16 protein-coding genes are annotated in these 17,699 nt (G+C 58.6%); 9 read left to right on the top strand and 7 right to left on the bottom strand.

Going from position 1 to position 17,699, the window contains the following annotated elements:
• Positions 1 to 11 precede the first annotated feature (11 nt).
• Positions 12 to 1,019: an acyl-CoA thioesterase gene (locus HMPREF2651_RS10605; protein ID WP_038626488.1), complete on the top strand. Its 1,008-nt coding sequence runs from the start codon at positions 12 to 14 to the stop codon at positions 1,017 to 1,019.
• Here the strand turns inward: HMPREF2651_RS10605 and HMPREF2651_RS10600 are convergent.
• Positions 1,016 to 1,723: a hypothetical protein gene (locus tag HMPREF2651_RS10600; protein WP_016421393.1), complete on the bottom strand. Its 708-nt coding sequence runs from the start codon at positions 1,721 to 1,723 to the stop codon at positions 1,016 to 1,018. The two genes, HMPREF2651_RS10605 and HMPREF2651_RS10600, sit on opposite strands and share 4 nt — an antisense overlap.
• Before the next feature lie 119 nt (positions 1,724 to 1,842).
• On the opposite strand from HMPREF2651_RS10600, the gene HMPREF2651_RS10595 reads away from it, so the two are divergent.
• Complete coding sequence (locus HMPREF2651_RS10595) at positions 1,843 to 2,856, top strand: hypothetical protein (protein WP_049181153.1); 1,014 nt, start codon at positions 1,843 to 1,845, stop codon at positions 2,854 to 2,856.
• Between the two features lie 6 nt (positions 2,857 to 2,862).
• On the opposite strand, the gene HMPREF2651_RS10590 is transcribed toward HMPREF2651_RS10595, so the two are convergent.
• From HMPREF2651_RS10590 to HMPREF2651_RS10570, 5 genes are all read right to left on the bottom strand, one after another.
• Positions 2,863 to 3,354: a glutathione peroxidase gene (locus HMPREF2651_RS10590; protein WP_049181154.1), complete on the bottom strand. Its 492-nt coding sequence runs from the start codon at positions 3,352 to 3,354 to the stop codon at positions 2,863 to 2,865.
• Between the two features lie 46 nt (positions 3,355 to 3,400).
• Positions 3,401 to 4,210, bottom strand: a complete 810-nt coding sequence (locus HMPREF2651_RS10585; RefSeq protein WP_222867384.1) for a polysaccharide deacetylase family protein — start codon at positions 4,208 to 4,210, stop codon at positions 3,401 to 3,403.
• 92 nt (positions 4,211 to 4,302) lie between these two features.
• Complete coding sequence (gene bluB / locus HMPREF2651_RS10580; RefSeq protein WP_049181155.1) at positions 4,303 to 4,974, bottom strand: 5,6-dimethylbenzimidazole synthase; 672 nt, start codon at positions 4,972 to 4,974, stop codon at positions 4,303 to 4,305.
• A gap of 4 nt (positions 4,975 to 4,978) precedes the next feature.
• Positions 4,979 to 7,207, bottom strand: coding sequence for a S9 family peptidase (locus tag HMPREF2651_RS10575; RefSeq protein ID WP_080972854.1), 2,229 nt, complete (start codon positions 7,205 to 7,207; stop codon positions 4,979 to 4,981).
• A complete protein-coding gene (locus tag HMPREF2651_RS10570; RefSeq protein ID WP_038626496.1) occupies positions 7,204 to 8,097 on the bottom strand; it encodes a phosphoribosylaminoimidazolesuccinocarboxamide synthase in 894 nt (297 codons plus the stop codon). Before HMPREF2651_RS10570 ends, HMPREF2651_RS10575 begins: the two co-directional genes overlap by 4 nt.
• A gap of 296 nt (positions 8,098 to 8,393) precedes the next feature.
• Between HMPREF2651_RS10570 and HMPREF2651_RS10565 the strand changes: the two genes are divergently transcribed.
• From HMPREF2651_RS10565 to HMPREF2651_RS10535, 7 genes are all read left to right on the top strand, one after another.
• Positions 8,394 to 9,716 (top strand): acetyl-CoA C-acetyltransferase, encoded by a 1,323-nt coding sequence (locus HMPREF2651_RS10565; protein ID WP_038626498.1) that lies wholly within the window; start codon positions 8,394 to 8,396, stop codon positions 9,714 to 9,716.
• A gap of 47 nt (positions 9,717 to 9,763) precedes the next feature.
• Positions 9,764 to 11,122: a 3-oxoacyl-ACP reductase gene (locus tag HMPREF2651_RS10560; RefSeq protein WP_049181156.1), complete on the top strand. Its 1,359-nt coding sequence runs from the start codon at positions 9,764 to 9,766 to the stop codon at positions 11,120 to 11,122.
• 53 nt (positions 11,123 to 11,175) lie between these two features.
• Positions 11,176 to 12,138, top strand: a complete 963-nt coding sequence (locus HMPREF2651_RS10555; RefSeq protein WP_049181157.1) for a MaoC/PaaZ C-terminal domain-containing protein — start codon at positions 11,176 to 11,178, stop codon at positions 12,136 to 12,138.
• Positions 12,139 to 12,460: 322 nt separating this feature from the next.
• Positions 12,461 to 12,958: a class Ib ribonucleoside-diphosphate reductase assembly flavoprotein NrdI gene (nrdI, locus tag HMPREF2651_RS10550; RefSeq protein WP_253291958.1), complete on the top strand. Its 498-nt coding sequence runs from the start codon at positions 12,461 to 12,463 to the stop codon at positions 12,956 to 12,958.
• Complete coding sequence (gene nrdF, locus HMPREF2651_RS10545) at positions 12,955 to 13,959, top strand: class 1b ribonucleoside-diphosphate reductase subunit beta (RefSeq protein ID WP_080971523.1); 1,005 nt, start codon at positions 12,955 to 12,957, stop codon at positions 13,957 to 13,959. The genes nrdI and nrdF overlap by 4 nt, the downstream gene beginning before the upstream one ends.
• Before the next feature lie 42 nt (positions 13,960 to 14,001).
• Positions 14,002 to 14,577 carry an NADPH-dependent FMN reductase gene (locus tag HMPREF2651_RS10540; protein WP_016421405.1) on the top strand — a complete coding sequence of 192 codons (576 nt, stop codon included), beginning with the start codon at positions 14,002 to 14,004 and terminating at the stop codon, positions 14,575 to 14,577.
• Positions 14,578 to 14,697: 120 nt separating this feature from the next.
• A complete protein-coding gene (locus HMPREF2651_RS10535; protein WP_038626511.1) occupies positions 14,698 to 15,393 on the top strand; it encodes a VOC family protein in 696 nt (231 codons plus the stop codon).
• 2 nt (positions 15,394 to 15,395) lie between these two features.
• Here HMPREF2651_RS10535 and HMPREF2651_RS10530 read toward each other — a convergent pair whose 3' ends face one another.
• Complete coding sequence (locus tag HMPREF2651_RS10530; protein ID WP_049180876.1) at positions 15,396 to 17,375, bottom strand: vWA domain-containing protein; 1,980 nt, start codon at positions 17,373 to 17,375, stop codon at positions 15,396 to 15,398.
• Between the last annotated feature and the right edge of the window lie 324 nt (positions 17,376 to 17,699).

Below are 17,699 nucleotides of genomic sequence, written 5' to 3'. Positions count from 1 at the left end.
TGCTTTCATATATGGATACGCAGTCAACTGAAAAAGCTGAACAGGTGCACGCTCCAGCGTCACCATCTCTTGTACTCCGTTTTATGGCGTCGCCGACCGATGTCATTATGGCCGGAACCAATTCCGTCCACGGCGGCCGTGTGTTGCAGTGGATTGACAAGGCCGCTTACGCCTGTGCGACCGGCTGGTCGGGACGCTACTGCGTGACTGCGTACTTCGGTCACATTCACTTCACTCGCCCGATTCCCAGCGGCCACATTGTTGAGGTGCGCTCCAAGATTGCGCATACCGGTCGCAGTTCTATGCACATCGTCAACGAGGTGCTCTCAGCTGATCCGCGCGAGGGCAAGTTCACCCGCGCAGCTGACTGCCTAGTGATCTTCGTGGCCATGGATGAAAATGGTAAGTCGACACCGGTTCCGAAGTGGGTGCCGCAAACGGAGGAAGAAGAGCGTGTTGAAAAGGCCGCTCTTTCCCGTTTTGAGCTCCGCCGCGACATCGAAGCCAGCATGCGCGCGCAAACGTACTCCGCGGATTCCTCTGCACCCGAGCTGACCACACGTTTCCTGGCAAAGCCGACCGATGTTAACTGGGGCGGAAACGTCCACGGCGGTACCGCCATGGAGTGGATTGATGAGGCTGCGACGGCAGTTACCACCAACTGGGCGGGACGCCAGACTATTTCCGTGTACGCAGGTGGTATTCGCTTCTACAACCCAATCCACATTGGCGACCTAGTTGAGGTGCGCGCACGCATCCTGCGCACCGGCACGACCTCGATGCACCTGTCGGTGCAGGTCTACTGCTGTGAGCCCCGCAAGGGTGTCGGCGGGCTGCGCAAGGCTCTGCACTCGACCATGACTTATGTCGCAATTGACGACGATTTCAACCCACAGCCGGTACCGCACTTCCAGCCGACGACGGATGAGGACAAGCGCCTGCACGCTCACGATCTGTCGCTGAAGGCGCTGCGTGACAAGTACAGCCCGCTACCGCTGATTGAGCGCGAACAGGATTAAGCCGCCTGGCCGCCCGGCTTCCTGTTTTTCCACCAGATGGATAGGAACATCCAGCCAATCAGCGCGAAGGTGATGTAGGTGACGTACCGGTCAATCGTCTGCAGGGAGCCCTGGATACTTGGGCCAAACTTCAGGCCCAAGTACAGGTAGAAGCACTTGAGCATTGCGGCACAGAGGAAGAGGTACACACCTACTACCCAGCCGCGCACCTTCGCAATACCACCGATGGCCACGACGATCGTGGCCGGAATCGGCGAGAATGGCACAAACGATGCCAGCACACTCAGCCCGATGCGTTCATAGATGAAGTTCTCCATCTTCTTAAACCATCGCGGTGGATGGCCGCCGAAACTCATCGTGATGAATTCCGTGCCCCACTTCTTGCCCATCCAGTAGAAGAACGGCATGAACTTAATTGTCGACAGCGCCGCAATCACCACAACAGCGAAGAGGAAGAGCGGCCTATCCTCGTTTTCCGACGCGAGAATCAGCACCGAGAGATTCGAGCCCGTCAGCCACGTATGTAAAAAGGTATACTTGAGCAGCAAAACCGCGCGGAACGGGATAATTGCAAAGCCGTACACGGCAACCAGCATCAGCGATGCATAGAGAAGCTTGTCTATTTTGTCCGGCTCACGCAGGAAGCTCGGCAGATCCTCACGAGGGTCGTGCTCGGCCTCGTTACGCATGTCGGGTGAAGTCATGAACCACAGTCTAACTGCACGACTCCTTCCGCAGCAGGAGCCGCAGACTATGCCATTACGTACGGCTCAGACGCACTCGCCAAGGACGACCGCAGTGCCGCCTACTATCCTGGGAAGATATGACCACCGATTCACCCGCGCCTGTGCCCGCACAGCAGCCTCACGCACCACGGTCTGAGTCTTCCTCACCATCGCTTGACGACGGCCAGGAGAACGCATCCTCACCGAGCATGCTGCAACGTGTTCGCGCCGCTATCCCGCCTGTGTCCATCCTGGTACTGACGGCGGTATTCCTCTTCGCCGGGTGGTTCACGCTCTTCGGGCCTATCAATGTTCTGGCTTGGCGTGGTGGCACGTTCCCCCGCACCGAGGCAGACCGCCCCTACTATCAGCAGGCTCTGAAGGATGTTGCGCGCTATCAGTACGAGGAGCAGCCATCCCCTGAGGTTTACTTCGGCCTGGCGTGTGGCGCTACTGATGCCGACATCCGCAGCGTTATCCCCAAGGTCGGCGAGCACCCGAATTCAGACGCAGACCCAACCGCTGATGAAGATGCCGTCGCCGCCGCTGCTGCTACCAGGCCGGGTTCTGCACCTGCGGCTACGAACCAGACATCGAAGCTGAATCCAAACCTTGACGCATTCGGAGACACGGTCGACTGCTCCGGTTCCTGGACTGCGCCATTCTTGTCATTCCTGCTCGCATCCGCGGGTGTTCCGGTCTTTGATACGCCCGAGAATTCGGCTGCCAATAGTGCCACCGACAACAACAGCACAGAGCAGTACAACACTGCGCAGAACAGAACAGCGCAGAACAGCACTGCCACAACCGAGAACCCATGGCTGGTTGCGGATGTCGAACAGCTCATGGATGCCTACAAGGCACATGATGCTTTCGTCACCGACAAGGACTTCTCTCCTCAGGTGGGTGACATCATTTTCTACCGCTACCCCGCAGGCCTTGGGGTGCACGCCAACATGGTTGTCGCGGTTCAGGGTGACTGGGTCACCATCGGTGGCGATGAGCTTGGCAAGGTCGGTCTAGCTAGCATGACCTTGCGGAACCGAGGTGGCATCGTGGGCTACGGCACCACGGGCTACTTCGAGCAAGCACCGCTGGACGCCAGCAAATAGCCAAGTTTAAATAGGCAAGTTTTCCTCGATGAGGTCGCGCAGAGCGTCGTCGTCAGGTGAGACCTTGGAGCGGAAACGGCCGATGACCTCCCCCTCGGGCGAGATAACAAACTTTTCGAAGTTCCACTTCACGTCCCCAGCCTCGCCGTCGGCGTCCGGGGTTTCCTTCAGCAGCTTGTAGAGTGGGTGAGCGCTGTCGCCGTTGACCTCCGTCTTTTGGAAGAGCGGGAAGGTAACGCTGAATTCGCGCTGGCAGAACTGCTTGATTTCCTCGGCACTGCCGGGCTCTTGCCCGCCGAACTGGTTGCAGGGGAAGCCGAGGACGAAGAAGCCTCGGGGTGCGAGTTCGTCGAAAAGTCCTTGCAGATCGTCGTACTGATCCGTGAAACCGCACTCCGAGGCGGTGTTGACGATAAGCAGAACGTGGCCTGCCCAGTCGTTCATCGTTGCTTCGTTGCCGTCGATAGTGGTCACTGGGATGTCGAAGAGATTGCTCATAAACCCCACACTAGGGCAGTCCCACGATAGCCGTCAGAGGTGACGACTAGCCGACCTGCTCCATGCCTTCAAAGAACTCGCGGCCCAGCGGCACCGAAGAGTGGTTGACCGGCTGCGCACCCCCATCGACCGCCTGGTCAATGATGCCGACAACATCCTGGCGCAGCTTGTGCTCCCGCAGTTTCGAAGCGTTAACGGAGATACGCACCGCGCGGCCCTTCTCCAGCGAGCGCTGCACTGAGGAGCGCACCGCGCGGCGCCACCAACCGGCGCCGCCGAAGCCCTCGCCGATAGCCAGCACGCGAGTTGGATCAACAGCACCAGTGATCAGGTCGCGGACCCCATTTCGGTCCGCTGCAACACGGAAGCCCAGCTCCGGCAACACATTCATGGTCTCTGGCGACATGGTCCACTTCGGCGGTGCAAAGACATCCGTCTCAAAACCCATCGCACGCATCTGGCGCGTTGCGGCAATCAGGCGCAAGCGCGCTTCATGTTCGCTCAACGACGCAAATTCCGCGCCTCGGCCTCGAACCGACTGATCGAACCCCGCGAGAACAATCTCGATGCCGTCATCGCTACGACGGCGGAGCCAATCCAGCACCGCCGGAGCTTCCCGCAACGACCAGTTCTTACCCGCATGCGGCGCTACCAGCAGAGACGGCGTAATACCGCGCTGTTCCATCGCTGCCACGAAACGAGCGACATCGAGCAATGTGCCATCGCGCAAACCCGACACCGACACCAAAAGCGGCGAACCGACCACACCACCGTCAATAGTTACGAGCTCTTTGCCCGCTGGACGAACGACCTGGTCTGTCGTCCGAATCTGTTCTTGCACCCCGCTGCCTGCCATGGATTCAACAAAAACAGGCGTATGTAAATTTTTGGTAACGGAGAGGACAAAGCTTGGAGAATACTCAGAGGCCTTTCAAGTAAGAGTTCAGATTATCCCCAGTGCACAACCTCATCGAGCGCCAAACCCTTGCGCCAACCAAACTTCTCCAAGTCACGCTCCGCGGCCAGGTGCGTTACCGGACCAATGCACAGCCAGGCCACCGGCCGCACGGGCGCCTCGACACCGACAAAGTTGGCCAGGAAATCCTCATGGTAGAAACTGACCCAACCGACGCCGAGCCCCTCTGCCGTAGCAGCCAGCCACAGATTCTGAATAGCCAGCGCGACTGACATTAACCCGGTGTCATCGACGGTGTCGCGGCCGAGAATGTTCTTGCCGCCACGGGTCGGGTCATAAGTGACGACGATGCCCGTTCCCGAGTCCACAATTCCTTCAATCTGAATCGGATTGAAAGTCTCGCGCCGCTCGCCTTCGAGTTTGGCTGCGAATTCAGCGCGGCGTCCGGCTACATGGTCGGCAAACTGCTGCAGGCGAGCCGAATCCTGAATGATGTGAAAGTCCCATGGTTGGGACAGCCCCACCGAAGGAGCGGCGTGAGCGGCCGCCAACACGCGCATCAATCGCTCCCTGTCCAACTTTTCTCCGGCGAATTCGCGGCGGACATCCCGCCGCCGAAAAAGCGTGTGGTAGACGGCCAACTGATCGTCGGAAAGCGAATCGGTGTCAAAACCCTGCGCGGACAGCAGCGTGCGCATATCCATGCCGTTACTCCACCGCACCAGCAGTGTGGACAATCCAGGCATACTCGAAGGCAGTCTGATGCCAGCGTTCGTAACGGCCAGAAACACCACCGTGACCAGCGGACATCTCGGTCTTGAGCAGGAACTGGCCCGGCTCGCCGCCGACAACTTCGCGCAGCTTGGCGATCCACTTTGCCGGCTCCACGTAGAGCACGCGAGTGTCGTTCAAACTAGTAGTCGCGAGAATCTTCGGGTACTTCACATCGGCCGAGATGTTCTCGTACGGCGCGTAGGAGGCCATGTAGTCGTAGACCTCCGGGTCGTGGTACGGATCGCCCCACTCATCCCACTCCACCACGGTCAGCGGCAGCTCTGGCATCAGCATGGACGTCAGGCAGTCGACAAACGGGACCACGGCCTGAATGCCCGCGAACCTATCGCCAGCAATGTTTGCGACCACACCCATCAGCATGCCGCCCGCTGAACCGCCGAGCGCTACCAACTGCTGGCGCGTGGTCCAACCAGAATCCAGCAGGTAGTCAGCGACGGCGACGAAGTCAGTGAATGTGTTCTTCTTCGTGGTTGCGCGACCGTTCTCCCACCAGCCACGACCCATCTCGCCGCCACCGCGGACGTGTGCAATGACAAAGATCATCCCACTATCCAGCAGCGACAGCCGGGCGATGGAAAAGCCCGGATCCATCGAGGATTCGTAGGAACCGTAGCCGTAGAGCAGCGTCGGATTCGGCGCATCCAAATCCAAATCCGCGCGGTGAATAATCGACACCGGAATCTGGGCACCATCGCTTGCACTCACCCATTCACGCTTGGCGACGTAATCACCGCGATTAAACTCCCCGCGAATCTTCTGCTCCTTGAGCAGCACCCGCTTGCCCGAGGCAATATCAATCTGCCAGAGCTGCGACGGCGTGGTGAAGGAGCCGTAGGCGTAGCGCAACACCGGGGTGTCCCATTCAGCGTTGCCGGTAGTGCCTGCGGAGTAGAGCTCTTCGTCGAATTCGAGCTCGACGAAGTTCACAGCGGACGCTGGCACTGGGTCGGCAGCATCGCCCGTCTCAGCGGAGCCAGCACCATCCTCGTCCTGCGCCAATACCGCCAGCGCCACACGACCAATACCGCCGCGACGGTATCCAAACGCGATGTGCCCAGCGAAGCAGTCAACGCCCTCAACACGGACGTCATCGCGGTGAGCAACCAGCTCAGTGAGATCCGAAATACTGTCGAAAGACCCCACCGGCACCATGGCCAGTGCGAAGTTCGAGCCAGTTATATTGTGTGTAATCAGCCACATATCCTGGCCGCTAATGACGGCGTGATCGATGTCGTATTCAACACCGGACTCGCGCGGGCGCACGCAGGTGAACTCACTGGTCGGGTCACTGGCGTCCAGGTACCAGACCTCAGAGGTAATCTTCGAGGAGCTCTCAATAATCAGGTACTTTTCGCTGCGTACCGTACCGACTCCGACCCAGTAAGCCTCATCGGGCTCATGGAAGACACAGACGTCGTCCTCGGTAGAGGTGCCTACGCGGTGACGCCACACGGAATCCGGCCGCCAGGCTTCGTCGACCTTCTGATAGAAGATCCATTCCGAGCCAACCCAGGTAGCACCTGCGGCGATGCCCGCAATTTCGTCGTCAAGCAGTTCGCCCGTGCGCAAATCCTTTACGCGCAGCGTGTAGCGCTCGTCGCCTGTGACGTCGGTGGAGTAGGCCAGCAGATTGCCGTCCGCGGAGACGCTCGCTGCGCCGAGGGCGAAGAAGTCGTGGCCTTCGGCCAGCTCGTTGGCATCCAGGATGACCTGTTCTCCTGGTGCCGGAGAGTCGTCCGCAATGGTCGGCGGAGTCCACGCGGCAAGACCGTCACTGGCCTCCGCACGCACGCGACAGCTCATCCCGTAAGACTTGCCCTCCTGCGTGCGTGAGTAGTACCACCAGCCATTAAGGCGAGTTGGGACCGACATGTCGGTCTCCTGCACGCGCGACTTGATTTCCTTAAAAATCGCGTCCGCGGTGCCATCAAGATCGGAGGTAAAAGCCTCCGTATAGGCATTTTCAGCCTCTAGGTATTCGATAACCTCGGGGTTTTCCTTATCGCGGAGCCACTCGAAGTTATCGGTGAAGTCCCTTCCGTGGAAGGACCGAGTCACCGGCTTCCGTTGTGCACGGGGTGCGGGCAAAACCTTTTTTGCAGGCCTGCCGACGGATGCCGAGTCCAAGGTCACTTCGCTCACGCAGGTTCTCCAATCCAGTCCGAGAAGCGGCGGCCTGACAGTCGTTCGTAGGCCTCAACGTACCGCTCGCGAGTTGCTTCCACAACACTACCTGGCAGCGCCGGCGGCGGAGTGCCCTCGTCCTTCTTCCAGCCGGACTTGGAGCAGGTCAGCCAGTTTCGGACGTACTGCTTGTCGAAGCTCGGGTTAACCGAACCCTCCTGGTAGGAGTCGGCTGGCCAGTAGCGGGAGGAGTCCGGGGTGAGGACCTCGTCGGCCAGCACCAGGTTGCCGTCGGAGTCGAGACCGAACTCGAACTTGGTGTCGGCCAGGATGATGCCGCGCTTAGCAGCCAGTTCAGCAGCCTGGGTGTAGATGCGCAGGGTGGCATCGCGCAGTTCTTCGGCACGCTTCTGCCCCAGGGACTCCACAACGGCGTCGAAGGAGACATTCTCGTCGTGCTCGCCCAGTTCGGCCTTGGTGGCCGGGGTGAAAATCGGTTCTGGCAACTTGGAGCCCTCGACGAGCCCTTCAGGCAGCTCAATGCCACAGACAGTGCCGTTTTCCTTGTACTCGACGAGACCCGAGCCGGTTAGGTAGCCACGTGCGACACACTCGAATGGCAGCATGTCCAGTTTCTTGCACACCAGCGCACGGCCGAGGCACTCTTCCGGAATGCGCTCATCGTCAGCCGGGCCAGCCATATGGTTCGGAAAGTCGATCTCGTCGAAGAAGAACACGCTCATCGCGGTGAGCACTCGACCCTTGTCAGGAATCGGGGTCTCCAGAATGTGGTCGAAGGCAGAAATACGGTCACTGACCACAAGCAGCAGAGTCTCAGGGTCAATCTCGTAGATTTCCCGGACCTTGCCCGCGGAAAGATGGTTATACGAGGAAAGTTCAGGTCGCATGGCGATAAAGTCTAAACCCCTATACGCCTTTGCACTCTATTGATACCTCCGGCCACCACCCCAACTAGTGGGGATTGACGCAATTACCGTCGTCAAGCGGGAAAAATTTTGAGATTCCGGACTGCTGCCCATCGAATTTTTCACAGGTAAACGACGGTGTTTACCCCTCACCTCCCCCGCTCGGTAGATGACTGGGCAAAAATATTTCTAAAAACGTGACAGAAAACACCGATACCAGTATTGTCTAAATTTAGTAATTCACGTCACACTTCAAGGATTTTGAAGGGAACAATCACATGGCAGCTCAGGCCAACAATAACTCTCTGCGCCGCGCAGTCGTCGTCGGCGGTAACCGCATTCCGTTCGCTCGTTCTAATAAGGAATACGCTAACGAGTCGAACCAGGACATGCTGACCGCTGCAATCGACGGTCTCGTCGCCCGCTTCGGTATCGGCGGCGAACGCCTCGGTGCAGTCTCCGCCGGCGCTGTGCTGAAGCACTCCCGTGACTTTAACCTCACCCGTGAGTGTGTCCTCGGCTCCGCACTGGCGCCGGACACCCCGGCTTTCGACATTCAGATGGCATGTGCCACCGGCATGGAGGCCCTCAACTCTGTCTCCAACATGATTAAGCTGGGCCAGATTGACTCCGCTATCGCCGGCGGTGTGGACACCACCTCCGACGCTCCGATTGCTGTCAACGACCGTCTGCGCAAGATCCTGCTGGAGGCCAGCCGCCAGAAGTCCACTCTGGACATGGCAAAGGTCTTCCTGAAGACCCGTCCGTCCGACCTGGCTCCGGACACTCCGTCGACCGGCGAGCCCCGCACTGGCCTGTCCATGGGTGAACACCAGGCCATCACCACCGCCAAGTGGGGCGTTACCCGAGCTGAGCAGGATGAGCTCGCCGCCGCTTCCCACCAAAACATGGCAAACGCTTACGACGAGGGCTTCTTCACTGACCTCGTCACCCCGTACAAGGGCGTTTCCCGTGACACCAACATGCGCCCGGACTCCACCCCGGAGAAGCTGGCCAAGCTCAAGCCAGTCTTCGGCCGCGGCCTGGAAGCAGAGCCGACCATGACCGCCGGTAACTCCACTCCGCTTACCGACGGCGCCTCTGCCGTCCTCGTCTCCACCCCGGAGTGGGCCGCTGAGCGCGGTCTGCCGGTGCTTGCCGACGTCGTCGATTCCGAGGCAGCCGCAGTTGACTTTGTCCACGGCGACGAGGGTCTGCTGATGGCTCCGGCTTACGCCACCCCGCGCCTGCTGGCCCGCAACGGCTGGACCTTCGACGACTTCGACTTCTTCGAGATCCACGAGGCTTTCGCCGGCACCGTCCTGTCCACCATGAAGGCATGGGAGGACGAGGAGTTCTGCCGCACCAAGCTCGGACTGGAAGGCCCGCTGGGCTCCATCCCGCGCGAGAAGCTCAACGTCAAGGGCTCTTCCCTGGCAGCCGGCCACCCATTCGCCGCTACCGGCGGCCGCATTGTGGCAGCCCTCGCCAAGATGCTGCGCCAGAAGGCAGACGAGACCGGCAAGACCACTCGCGGCCTGATTTCTGTCTGTGCCGCAGGCGGCCAGGGTGTTGTCGCAGTTCTCGAGGCTCGCGTCTAAAAGCGCACCACCGATAAAGACACTTTTACTTTCAAGGAGAATTTTCCATGACCGATAAGTACCAGGAACTCGTCAACGGTGGTCCGCTCACTGGACTGGCTAAGGCCGCTGGCCTGCCACAGCCACCGTTCCTGCGCCGCTACAAGCCGGGCGGTCCGCTGCTGAACAACGACAAGGTGCTCGTCACCGGCGAGGGTGCAGATGCAGACGCAGTTGTAGCTCAGCTGACAGAGTGGGGCCTGCAAGTTCGTCGTGGCAACGCCGCTGACGACAAGATTGGTGCCATTGTCCTCGTCGCCACCGAGGCTAAGCGCCCGGCAGAGCTGCAGGGCCCAGTGCTCGCTGCTGCAAAGCACATGCGCAAGCTGGACAAGGGTGGCCGCATCGTCACCGTCTCCCGCGCCAAGGATGCTCACCACAACGCAACTCCGGCCGAGATTGCTGAGAACGCTGTCGCCGGTGGTATCGAGGGCCTGATCCGCTCCCTCGGCCACGAGGTTCGTGGCGGCTCCACCGCTAACGGCATCCTCGTTGCTCCGGGTGTCTCGGTCACCGCACCGTCCGTGATTTCCTCCCTGCACTTCTTCCTCTCCGGCCGCTCGGCCTTCATCGACGGCCAGTTCCTCCGCGTCTCCTCCGACGCTGGTGAGATCCCAGCTGACTGGGATAAGCCGCTGGCTGGCAAGGTTGCCGCTGTCACCGGTTCCGCCCGTGGTATCGGTGCCGCTATCGCTCGTCAGCTCAAGGCTGACGGCGCAGAGGTCATCGTCATCGACGTTCCGCAGGCTGGCGAGGCGCTGTCCAAGGTTGCCAACGAGCTCGGTGGCCTGGCTCTGCAGCAGGACATCACTGCCGACGACGCCGGCAACGCCATTGCCGATGCTGCTGTGGCCCGCTACGGCCGCCTGGACATCGTCATCCACAACGCAGGTATCACCCGCGACAAGATGTTCGCCAACATGGACGACGCCAAGTGGGGCTCGGTCATCGCCGTCAACATCGAGGCTCAGCTGAAGATGAACGAGCAGCTGCTGAACCACAAGGCCTTCGAGAAGGCTCCGCGTATTGCCACCATGGCTTCCACCTCCGGTATCGCAGGTAACCGCGGTCAGACCAACTACGCCACCTCCAAGGCCGGTGTTATCGCAATGGTCGAGGCTTACGCTGAGGAGTTCGCTAAGCGCGGCGGCAACATCAACGCTGTTGCTCCGGGCTTCATCGAGACCGACATGACCGCTGCTATTCCGTTCGTCAACCGCCAGGTTGCTCGACGCGTGAACTCGCTGCAGCAGGGCGGCCAGCCGGGCGATGTCGCCCAGGCAATCGCCTTCCTGGTCTCCGACCGCGCGCTCGGTGTCAATGGCCACGTCCTGCGCGTCTGTGGTCAGAACATCGTCGGCGCCTAAGCGAAGTCGTGACTTCCGCATAGGCTCCCGATAAGGAGGAAAGAGGAAAACTTATGGCTAAGACCCTGGACGCCATTCCCAATCTGGTTCCGCTCTACGCCAAGGCAGCTGCTGGTTCGGCAAAGAAGCGCCCGAACTCCACCAAAATCAAGGTCGATGAACTAGTGGTCAAGGGTGTCACTGTCGATGCCGACCGCGACCAGGACTTCCGCGACGTCGTTGGCGCCCCGAAGTCTGAGCAAGCGTTCTTCGGCCACATCCACGCCCTAATCATGCCCATTCAGATGGAGCTGATGGCTGGGGACGATTTCCCGCTGCCGATGATGGGCCTGGTCCACACCGAGAACACCTACCGCGAAATCTCGCCTGTCACACTCGGCGGCAAGGTTGATATCGCGGTGAAGGTTGCCGCATTCCGCGCTCACCGCTCGGGCACTGAGGTTGTTCTGGAGTCGACTGTTGCATCGTCCACATCCGGCGCCACCTTGGTCGAGGAGCAATCGGTGTACCTGGCCAAGGGCGTTCGCCTGAAGGACGCCGAGGGCTTCGAAGAGGTCCAGGCACAGCGTGAGGCCATCAAGTCCGGCGCCGAGACCATCAAGCGTGAGCAGTTTAAGGTCCCCTTCCCCACCGCTCAGTGGAAGCTGGCTGGCAACACCGGCCGCAAGTGGGCCAAGGTTTCCGGTGACTGGAACCCGATTCACATCACCTCTGTCTCCGCGAAGGCTCTGGGCATGCCAGCAGCGATTGCACACGGCATGTACACCGCCTCCCGCGCGCTGGCTGAGGCACAGGTTCTGCCGGGTCAGTCGTACGAGTTCCAGATTTCCTTCGGTGCGCCGGTCGTTCTGCCGACCACCATCAATGTCGCACTCACCCACACCGGTGACGGTGCAGGTGCTGCTCACAACCTGACTGAGGGCAGCTCCAACATCGGCCGCGCAGTCAACATTGTCGCGTGGGATCGCAAGAAGAAGCGTCCGCACTTCACCGGAAGTGTTCGTCCGCTGAAGTAGTTGATGCGAAAGCGCTGTAGAAAACGCCGCGCTTTGGAAAACCAGTCTCCTCATCGACTGGGCCTTTCCAAAGCGCGGCGGTTTTGTTTCCCTGTTGTGCTTTTGCCCGGGGCACGACTGGAGCCCCCTCCGAGAGACACCGCCTCCTCCCTCTCTCCCCCCCCGGCCGGCAACCCCGCCACTTTCCCGCCTTGAAGATCAGCTGCTGGGTTTTTCCGCCGTTAATGCAGAGTCGCGGCTTTACTTCGCAATTGCGTGACTAAGCACTTTTCAACCGCATGTAGGCAACGCCTTGTTGACACCCCATTCACTCCTCTATTTTATGTTCAATCCATTGAACATAGGAGGTAATCGAGTGTCTTCATCATCGAAGACGCCGCTGACTTTCACGGAACTCCCACCGGAGGAGTCACCCCGAATCGTGTACTTCTCCAGTGCTTCTGAAAACACTCACCGGTTCGTCCAAAAGCTGGCTCAACCAGCAGCACGCATCCCGTTACATCCGCGAAAAGACGGAATGATTCGCGTTTGCAGCCCATTTGTCCTGATCACACCGACTTATGGTGGCGGATGTCGGCGCCGCGCGGTACCTAAGCAAGTCATCGCTTTTCTCAACGACGAAACCAACAGGAGTTTCATCCGCGGTGTCATCACCTCGGGCAACACAAATTTCGGCACCGACTTTTGCATAGCCGGAGCCATCATTTCTGCAAAATGCCAGGTTCCGGAGCTATACCACTACGAGCTACTGGGGACAGACCACGATGTGGAAAACGTCAAAGAGGGCCTGGAAAAATTCTGGAGGAGCGCTACTTCTTGAACATCTACAGCTATTCAACTACGCCACCGTCTTTTCGAAAGGACCCAGCTGCCCGCCTTCGGCCGATCAACTGGAACCGAGTGCAAGATGACAAAGATCTCGAAGTGTGGAATCGCCTAACAGCAAATTTTTGGCTGCCCGAAAAAGTTCCGCTGTCCAATGACCTTGCAGACTGGCGACGTCTCACCGATCTAGAACGCGAGCTGACCATGAAGGTCTTCACCGGACTGACCATGCTCGACACAGTCCAGGCGTCTGTCGGGGAGATTTCCCAAATTCAAGATGCCCGCACCGAACATGAAGAGGCCGTCTACACGAATATCGCTTTCATGCAAGCAGTGCATGCAAAGTCTTATTCTTCAGTATTTTCTACGCTATCCAATACCCCTGACATCGACGCTGCCTACCAATGGGCAGTCGCCAATGACATCCTGCAGGCTCGGTCAAAAGCTGTGCTCAAACACTATTACGGCGACGTTCCACTCAAGCGAAAGGCGGCAGCAACGCTTCTTTCGTCCTTCTCGCTCTACGCCGGCTTCTACCTCCCGCTGCACTTCGCATCACGTGGCATCCTGACCAATACCGCCGACATGGTGCGCCTGATTCTGCGTGACAAAGCTGTTCACGGCTATTACTCCGGCTACAAATTCCAGCGAGGCGTAGAAACCTACGACACCGCCACGCAAACGCAGATGAAGGCTTTCGTCTTCGAACTTCTCGATGATCTATACCAGCTCGAACTGAGGTACTCCGAAGCCCTATACCAACCACTCGGGCTCTACGACGACGTTGCCAACTTCATTCGATACAACGCCAACAAAGCGCTCATGAACTTGGGATACCCGCAGCGGTTTAACCATGAAGAGACCGCCTTCAAGCCCGAAATTCTCGCCGCCCTCACCCCGGGGTCAGATGAAAACCACGACTTTTTCTCCGGTTCCGGCTCCGCATATGTCATCGGAAAAGCCGAAGACACCGCAGATGAAGACTGGGATTTCTAAATCCACGTCTTTCCCCATACATCCTAAGAAAGGAACATTCGCATGACTGCACAGATTTCTATCCTGGTAGGAAGCTTGCGTCGAGCCTCCTATGCACGAAAGATTGCACTCAAGGCAGCCACGTACTTCCCCGATGACTTCAAAGTCGACATCGTCGAGATTCGTGACCTCCCTCTCTACAACTTCGACTACGACGACCCCGCAGTGTCCGATATTGCGACTCCCGCGGAATACACCAGTTTCCGGGAAACCATTAAAGCCAGCGATGGCATCCTATTTGTCACCCCAGAAAACAACCGCACAATTCCTGCAGCTCTGAAGAATGCCGTTGACATCGGATCTAAGCCCAACGGTGATGTGGCATGGAAGAACCTGCCCGCGGGAATTATCAGCCACTCCGTCGGCCGTATGGGAGGTTATAGCTCTCAGAAGAACTTGCGACTCGCGCTGTCGTACTTCGACATGCCGATGCTCGGTCAGCCAGAGGTCTTCCTGGGACAATCGCCAACACTCATTGACGAACAAGGAGAATTCACGTCGTCAAGCACTGAGGACTTTGTTCGCGACTACATCAACAGATTTGCAGACCTAGTTCGAGAGCAGAGCCCACGCCACTAACTGAAATCCCCTAATCAGCGCAGCGTTACTGGGGATATCGCCGTATGAAGATTCTTCACTGACTAGGATCAAACGCTGCGTTCTCTGCACGGCTAAGCGCTCGTCGTTAGGCTCATTTTCATGACTGTTTCTATCTCGGCCGTGATCGCGCTTAACGACGACCCCCGCGCCGCTGCGCGGTTTTACGCCGAAGGTTTTCACTCCAACATCAAGCCCAACTCCACCACGCTCACCATCGGCGGGATGGACTTCGAACTCATTGAGAACGGGAACCGCCGATTAACCCCCGCTGTGTCTTTTATGGTGCGATTTGCCCCTGGTCAGGAAAACCAGCTACGCAGCCTGTGGGAGCATCTGATGGCGGGTGATGAAACCATCAGCGGTGGTGCTGCACTCATGCCCCTGACCAGCTACGATTTCTCGCCGCTCTTTGGCTGGTTGGTCGACGGCAATGGGGTCAACTGGCAACTGATGATTAATTCCTTAACCAGCGGGGCTGCAAGCACGGACTCTGCCGCAAAGACAGCGAATCCCGCCGTTATTCCCTACTTCATGTGGACAGGCGACGAACCACAGGCTGCCGCCGCCACCGAGGTATACAACCAACTTTTCGGGTCAGAGAATTTCATGACGCTCGACTCGCCGGGCATGCACAATTTCACCTTCGGCGACGGTGTGGCGATGCGTCTCTCCAGCGATTCTGCCGAAGAGGTCGAAAGCGCCTGCCAAGCGCTTGGCCTTACAGGCGCTGAGGTTGCCGAGGGCACGGAAGCCGTCGTCAAGCCTGACCGATTCGGCGTGTACTGGACGCTCTAGCGTTACTTACGGGTCAACGCGATTGTCGCGCCGATGACCAAGACTAGAAGCACTGTCCCCATAGAGAACCACATCATCTTCGAGGAGCCGTCATCCTCGTTTTCTTCGGTGGTCTTCGGATTCTGCTGGCTACTAGTCGGGGTTTCGCTACTTGGCGACTTGTGCGCGACCTGTTCAAAAGCTGGGCCCGGGATCTTCTCGCCGACCAACTCCGTGGTCAGCTGGTAAGTCACCGGGACGTTTTGAACATCCGCGACATCGTGGGATTTACCGGCGCCCCAACTGTTGTTGAAGAAGACAACGATGTACTGGTCACCATCCAGCCACGCTCTTTCAGCCTCGTAATCGCCCGACTTTTCGCCATCTTCGCCGATCCGATTGCGGTAGTTAATCCGGGCCGAGTTACCAAATGTTGTCTCTTCGCCAATCTGGTGTTCATTTACCGGACGGTTTTCCTCGCTACCGGCGAGCTGGCGTGCCGAATTCAGCGTCTTGATATCCAGGCCGGAGATTTGTGCAAGCTTGTCCGCTTCTGGGGCGTCAATGAGTTTGACGGCGCCGCGGAGCTGCTGCCCATACTCGGACTTGATCTTGTACACGTGCGTCTCACCAGGAACAATGTCGGCCGTGACGCTGCTGATGTTGTCGGCAGTAAGTTCCGTGGCGTCATCGAACCACGAACCTGGGGTGACCTTCTTAGCCTGATCTGCTTCCGGCGTCGCGGGCGGAGGGTTCAAGCTCTCCTTGTCGGACGGGAACGCCTCCGGCACATCAGTCAGGTTTTCGTTGGCGAAACGCTTGATGATCACTTCTGCAGGAATGTCCTGACCTTCGAAGGGGCCTCCTTTTCGGGCCACGGAGAACACCATATTGCCCGACTTACAGTCCCCCTCCGCTCCTCCGGGCTGCTTGGTTGTTATCGATGCGAAAAAGGGGCCATTGGAGTCGATGATGCCATTGCCGAAATCATTGGCAAGGAAGCAACTGCTGTCGTCCAAATGCATAGTGAGCGCGAAGTCGCGGACATCTAGGTCCATCAAAGTCGCGCCTGACGACGCTCCCGGCACAGTGGCCGCACTAATTGCAAGCCGCTCTCCCTCAGCGACCGGGACGGAGAAGTACTCAGCACCGTCGCCTTCCTGATTACTGATGCTGCGCTCGGACTCAGGAGTCTTTTCCCGCAGCTTGGTCGAGAACGTTTCCACGTCGGCAGGCACCTGGGTAGCGCTCGTAGGAGTGTCGCCGCCCTGTATCTCTTGCGCGCTGGACTGCGCGGTGCGTGCGGTGCGGGTCGCCAGCGTCTTCATGGACTCAGCCAGCGAATCAGAGTCCTGGGCGTCTAGGTACTCGCCGCCTGTGGCCTCAGCAATGCACTCCAGTTCAGCACGTGCGCCCGCATCTACGAGGAAACCAACTGTGTTGATGACCAGATCAATGCCCTGCTGCTTGAGTTCTTTGGCTACCTCGCACACCGGTGGCGGAGCACAGGTGTCCTCACCATCGGAGACCAACACAATCGAACGTTGCCCTTCTTTCGGCAACTCATCGGCAGCCTGACGCAGCGCAGGCCCCATCGGGGTGTGGCCGGAGGCTTGGATCTTTCCTACTTCAGCAGGAATCTTCGCCGAGTTGCCAGCCTGCACGGGCAGCAGCGTGGTGATGTCCTGGCAGCCAGCTTCTCGCTCCTCCGGCGAATTGCCGACTTCCGTGCCGTAGACCATGAACCCAATTTCGGAGTCCTCTGACACAGATCCCGCGAACTTACTCGTCGCGTCCTTCGCTGCCTCCATTCGGGTTTGGCCACCCGCATCGTCGGCAAGCATTGACCCTGAAGCATCCAGGATCACCATGGTTGGCGAGATAGTACTCGCAGTCTCTTGCGCCTGTGCACGCCCTGCTGTGATTCCCGCAAAAGAGCCTACGAGCACCAGCAACATGGAAATGGTGAGCACGACCGCCGAGAGTTGTCTTGTTCTGATCATGTGGTCGGTTCCTTTTCTTCCAGCGTGAAAAGAACGTTACCCGACAAAAGCATCCGCGCAATGGAAACTTATTAGAAGTGCGGTGGCTTTCTAGGGCTCACACAGGCGCTCCACTAGTGGCGCGAACCCCGAGCTAGCGCACACGTTCTTCCAGCACCTCTGGGTTAATAGACAAAAGGTGTGTCTGATTCTCAAGATAATGACTGGGCAGACACCAAAAATTACGGACTCCACACGTGAATACGGGCTGCAAATCTGAAACTGTGTGAGTTTATAACACTTTCAGACCATTTTTCGGGCCATTTCTGACATAAACGCAGTCAG

The sequence above is a fragment of the Corynebacterium sp. HMSC063A05 genome, assembly GCF_001809695.1.
Classification (GTDB): Bacteria; Actinomycetota; Actinomycetes; order Mycobacteriales; family Mycobacteriaceae; genus Corynebacterium; species Corynebacterium amycolatum.
The sequence above is the reverse complement of the archived record's forward strand: the minus strand, read 5'-3'. Positions and strand labels throughout refer to the sequence as shown.

Coding starts and splice junctions, on each gene's coding strand:
- HMPREF2651_RS10605 (WP_038626488.1), top strand. CDS start 12: ATGGATACGCAGTCAACTGAAAAAGCTGAACAGGTGCACGCTCCAGCG.
- HMPREF2651_RS10600 (WP_016421393.1), bottom strand. CDS start 1,723: ATGACTTCACCCGACATGCGTAACGAGGCCGAGCACGACCCTCGTGAG.
- HMPREF2651_RS10595 (WP_049181153.1), top strand. CDS start 1,843: ATGACCACCGATTCACCCGCGCCTGTGCCCGCACAGCAGCCTCACGCA.
- HMPREF2651_RS10590 (WP_049181154.1), bottom strand. CDS start 3,354: ATGAGCAATCTCTTCGACATCCCAGTGACCACTATCGACGGCAACGAA.
- HMPREF2651_RS10585 (WP_222867384.1), bottom strand. CDS start 4,210: ATGGCAGGCAGCGGGGTGCAAGAACAGATTCGGACGACAGACCAGGTC.
- bluB (WP_049181155.1), bottom strand. CDS start 4,974: ATGGATATGCGCACGCTGCTGTCCGCGCAGGGTTTTGACACCGATTCG.
- HMPREF2651_RS10570 (WP_038626496.1), bottom strand. CDS start 8,097: ATGCGACCTGAACTTTCCTCGTATAACCATCTTTCCGCGGGCAAGGTC.
- HMPREF2651_RS10565 (WP_038626498.1), top strand. CDS start 8,394: ATGGCAGCTCAGGCCAACAATAACTCTCTGCGCCGCGCAGTCGTCGTC.
- HMPREF2651_RS10560 (WP_049181156.1), top strand. CDS start 9,764: ATGACCGATAAGTACCAGGAACTCGTCAACGGTGGTCCGCTCACTGGA.
- HMPREF2651_RS10555 (WP_049181157.1), top strand. CDS start 11,176: ATGGCTAAGACCCTGGACGCCATTCCCAATCTGGTTCCGCTCTACGCC.
- nrdI (WP_253291958.1), top strand. CDS start 12,461: ATGTTCAATCCATTGAACATAGGAGGTAATCGAGTGTCTTCATCATCG.
- HMPREF2651_RS10540 (WP_016421405.1), top strand. CDS start 14,002: ATGACTGCACAGATTTCTATCCTGGTAGGAAGCTTGCGTCGAGCCTCC.
- HMPREF2651_RS10535 (WP_038626511.1), top strand. CDS start 14,698: ATGACTGTTTCTATCTCGGCCGTGATCGCGCTTAACGACGACCCCCGC.
- HMPREF2651_RS10530 (WP_049180876.1), bottom strand. CDS start 17,375: ATGATCAGAACAAGACAACTCTCGGCGGTCGTGCTCACCATTTCCATG.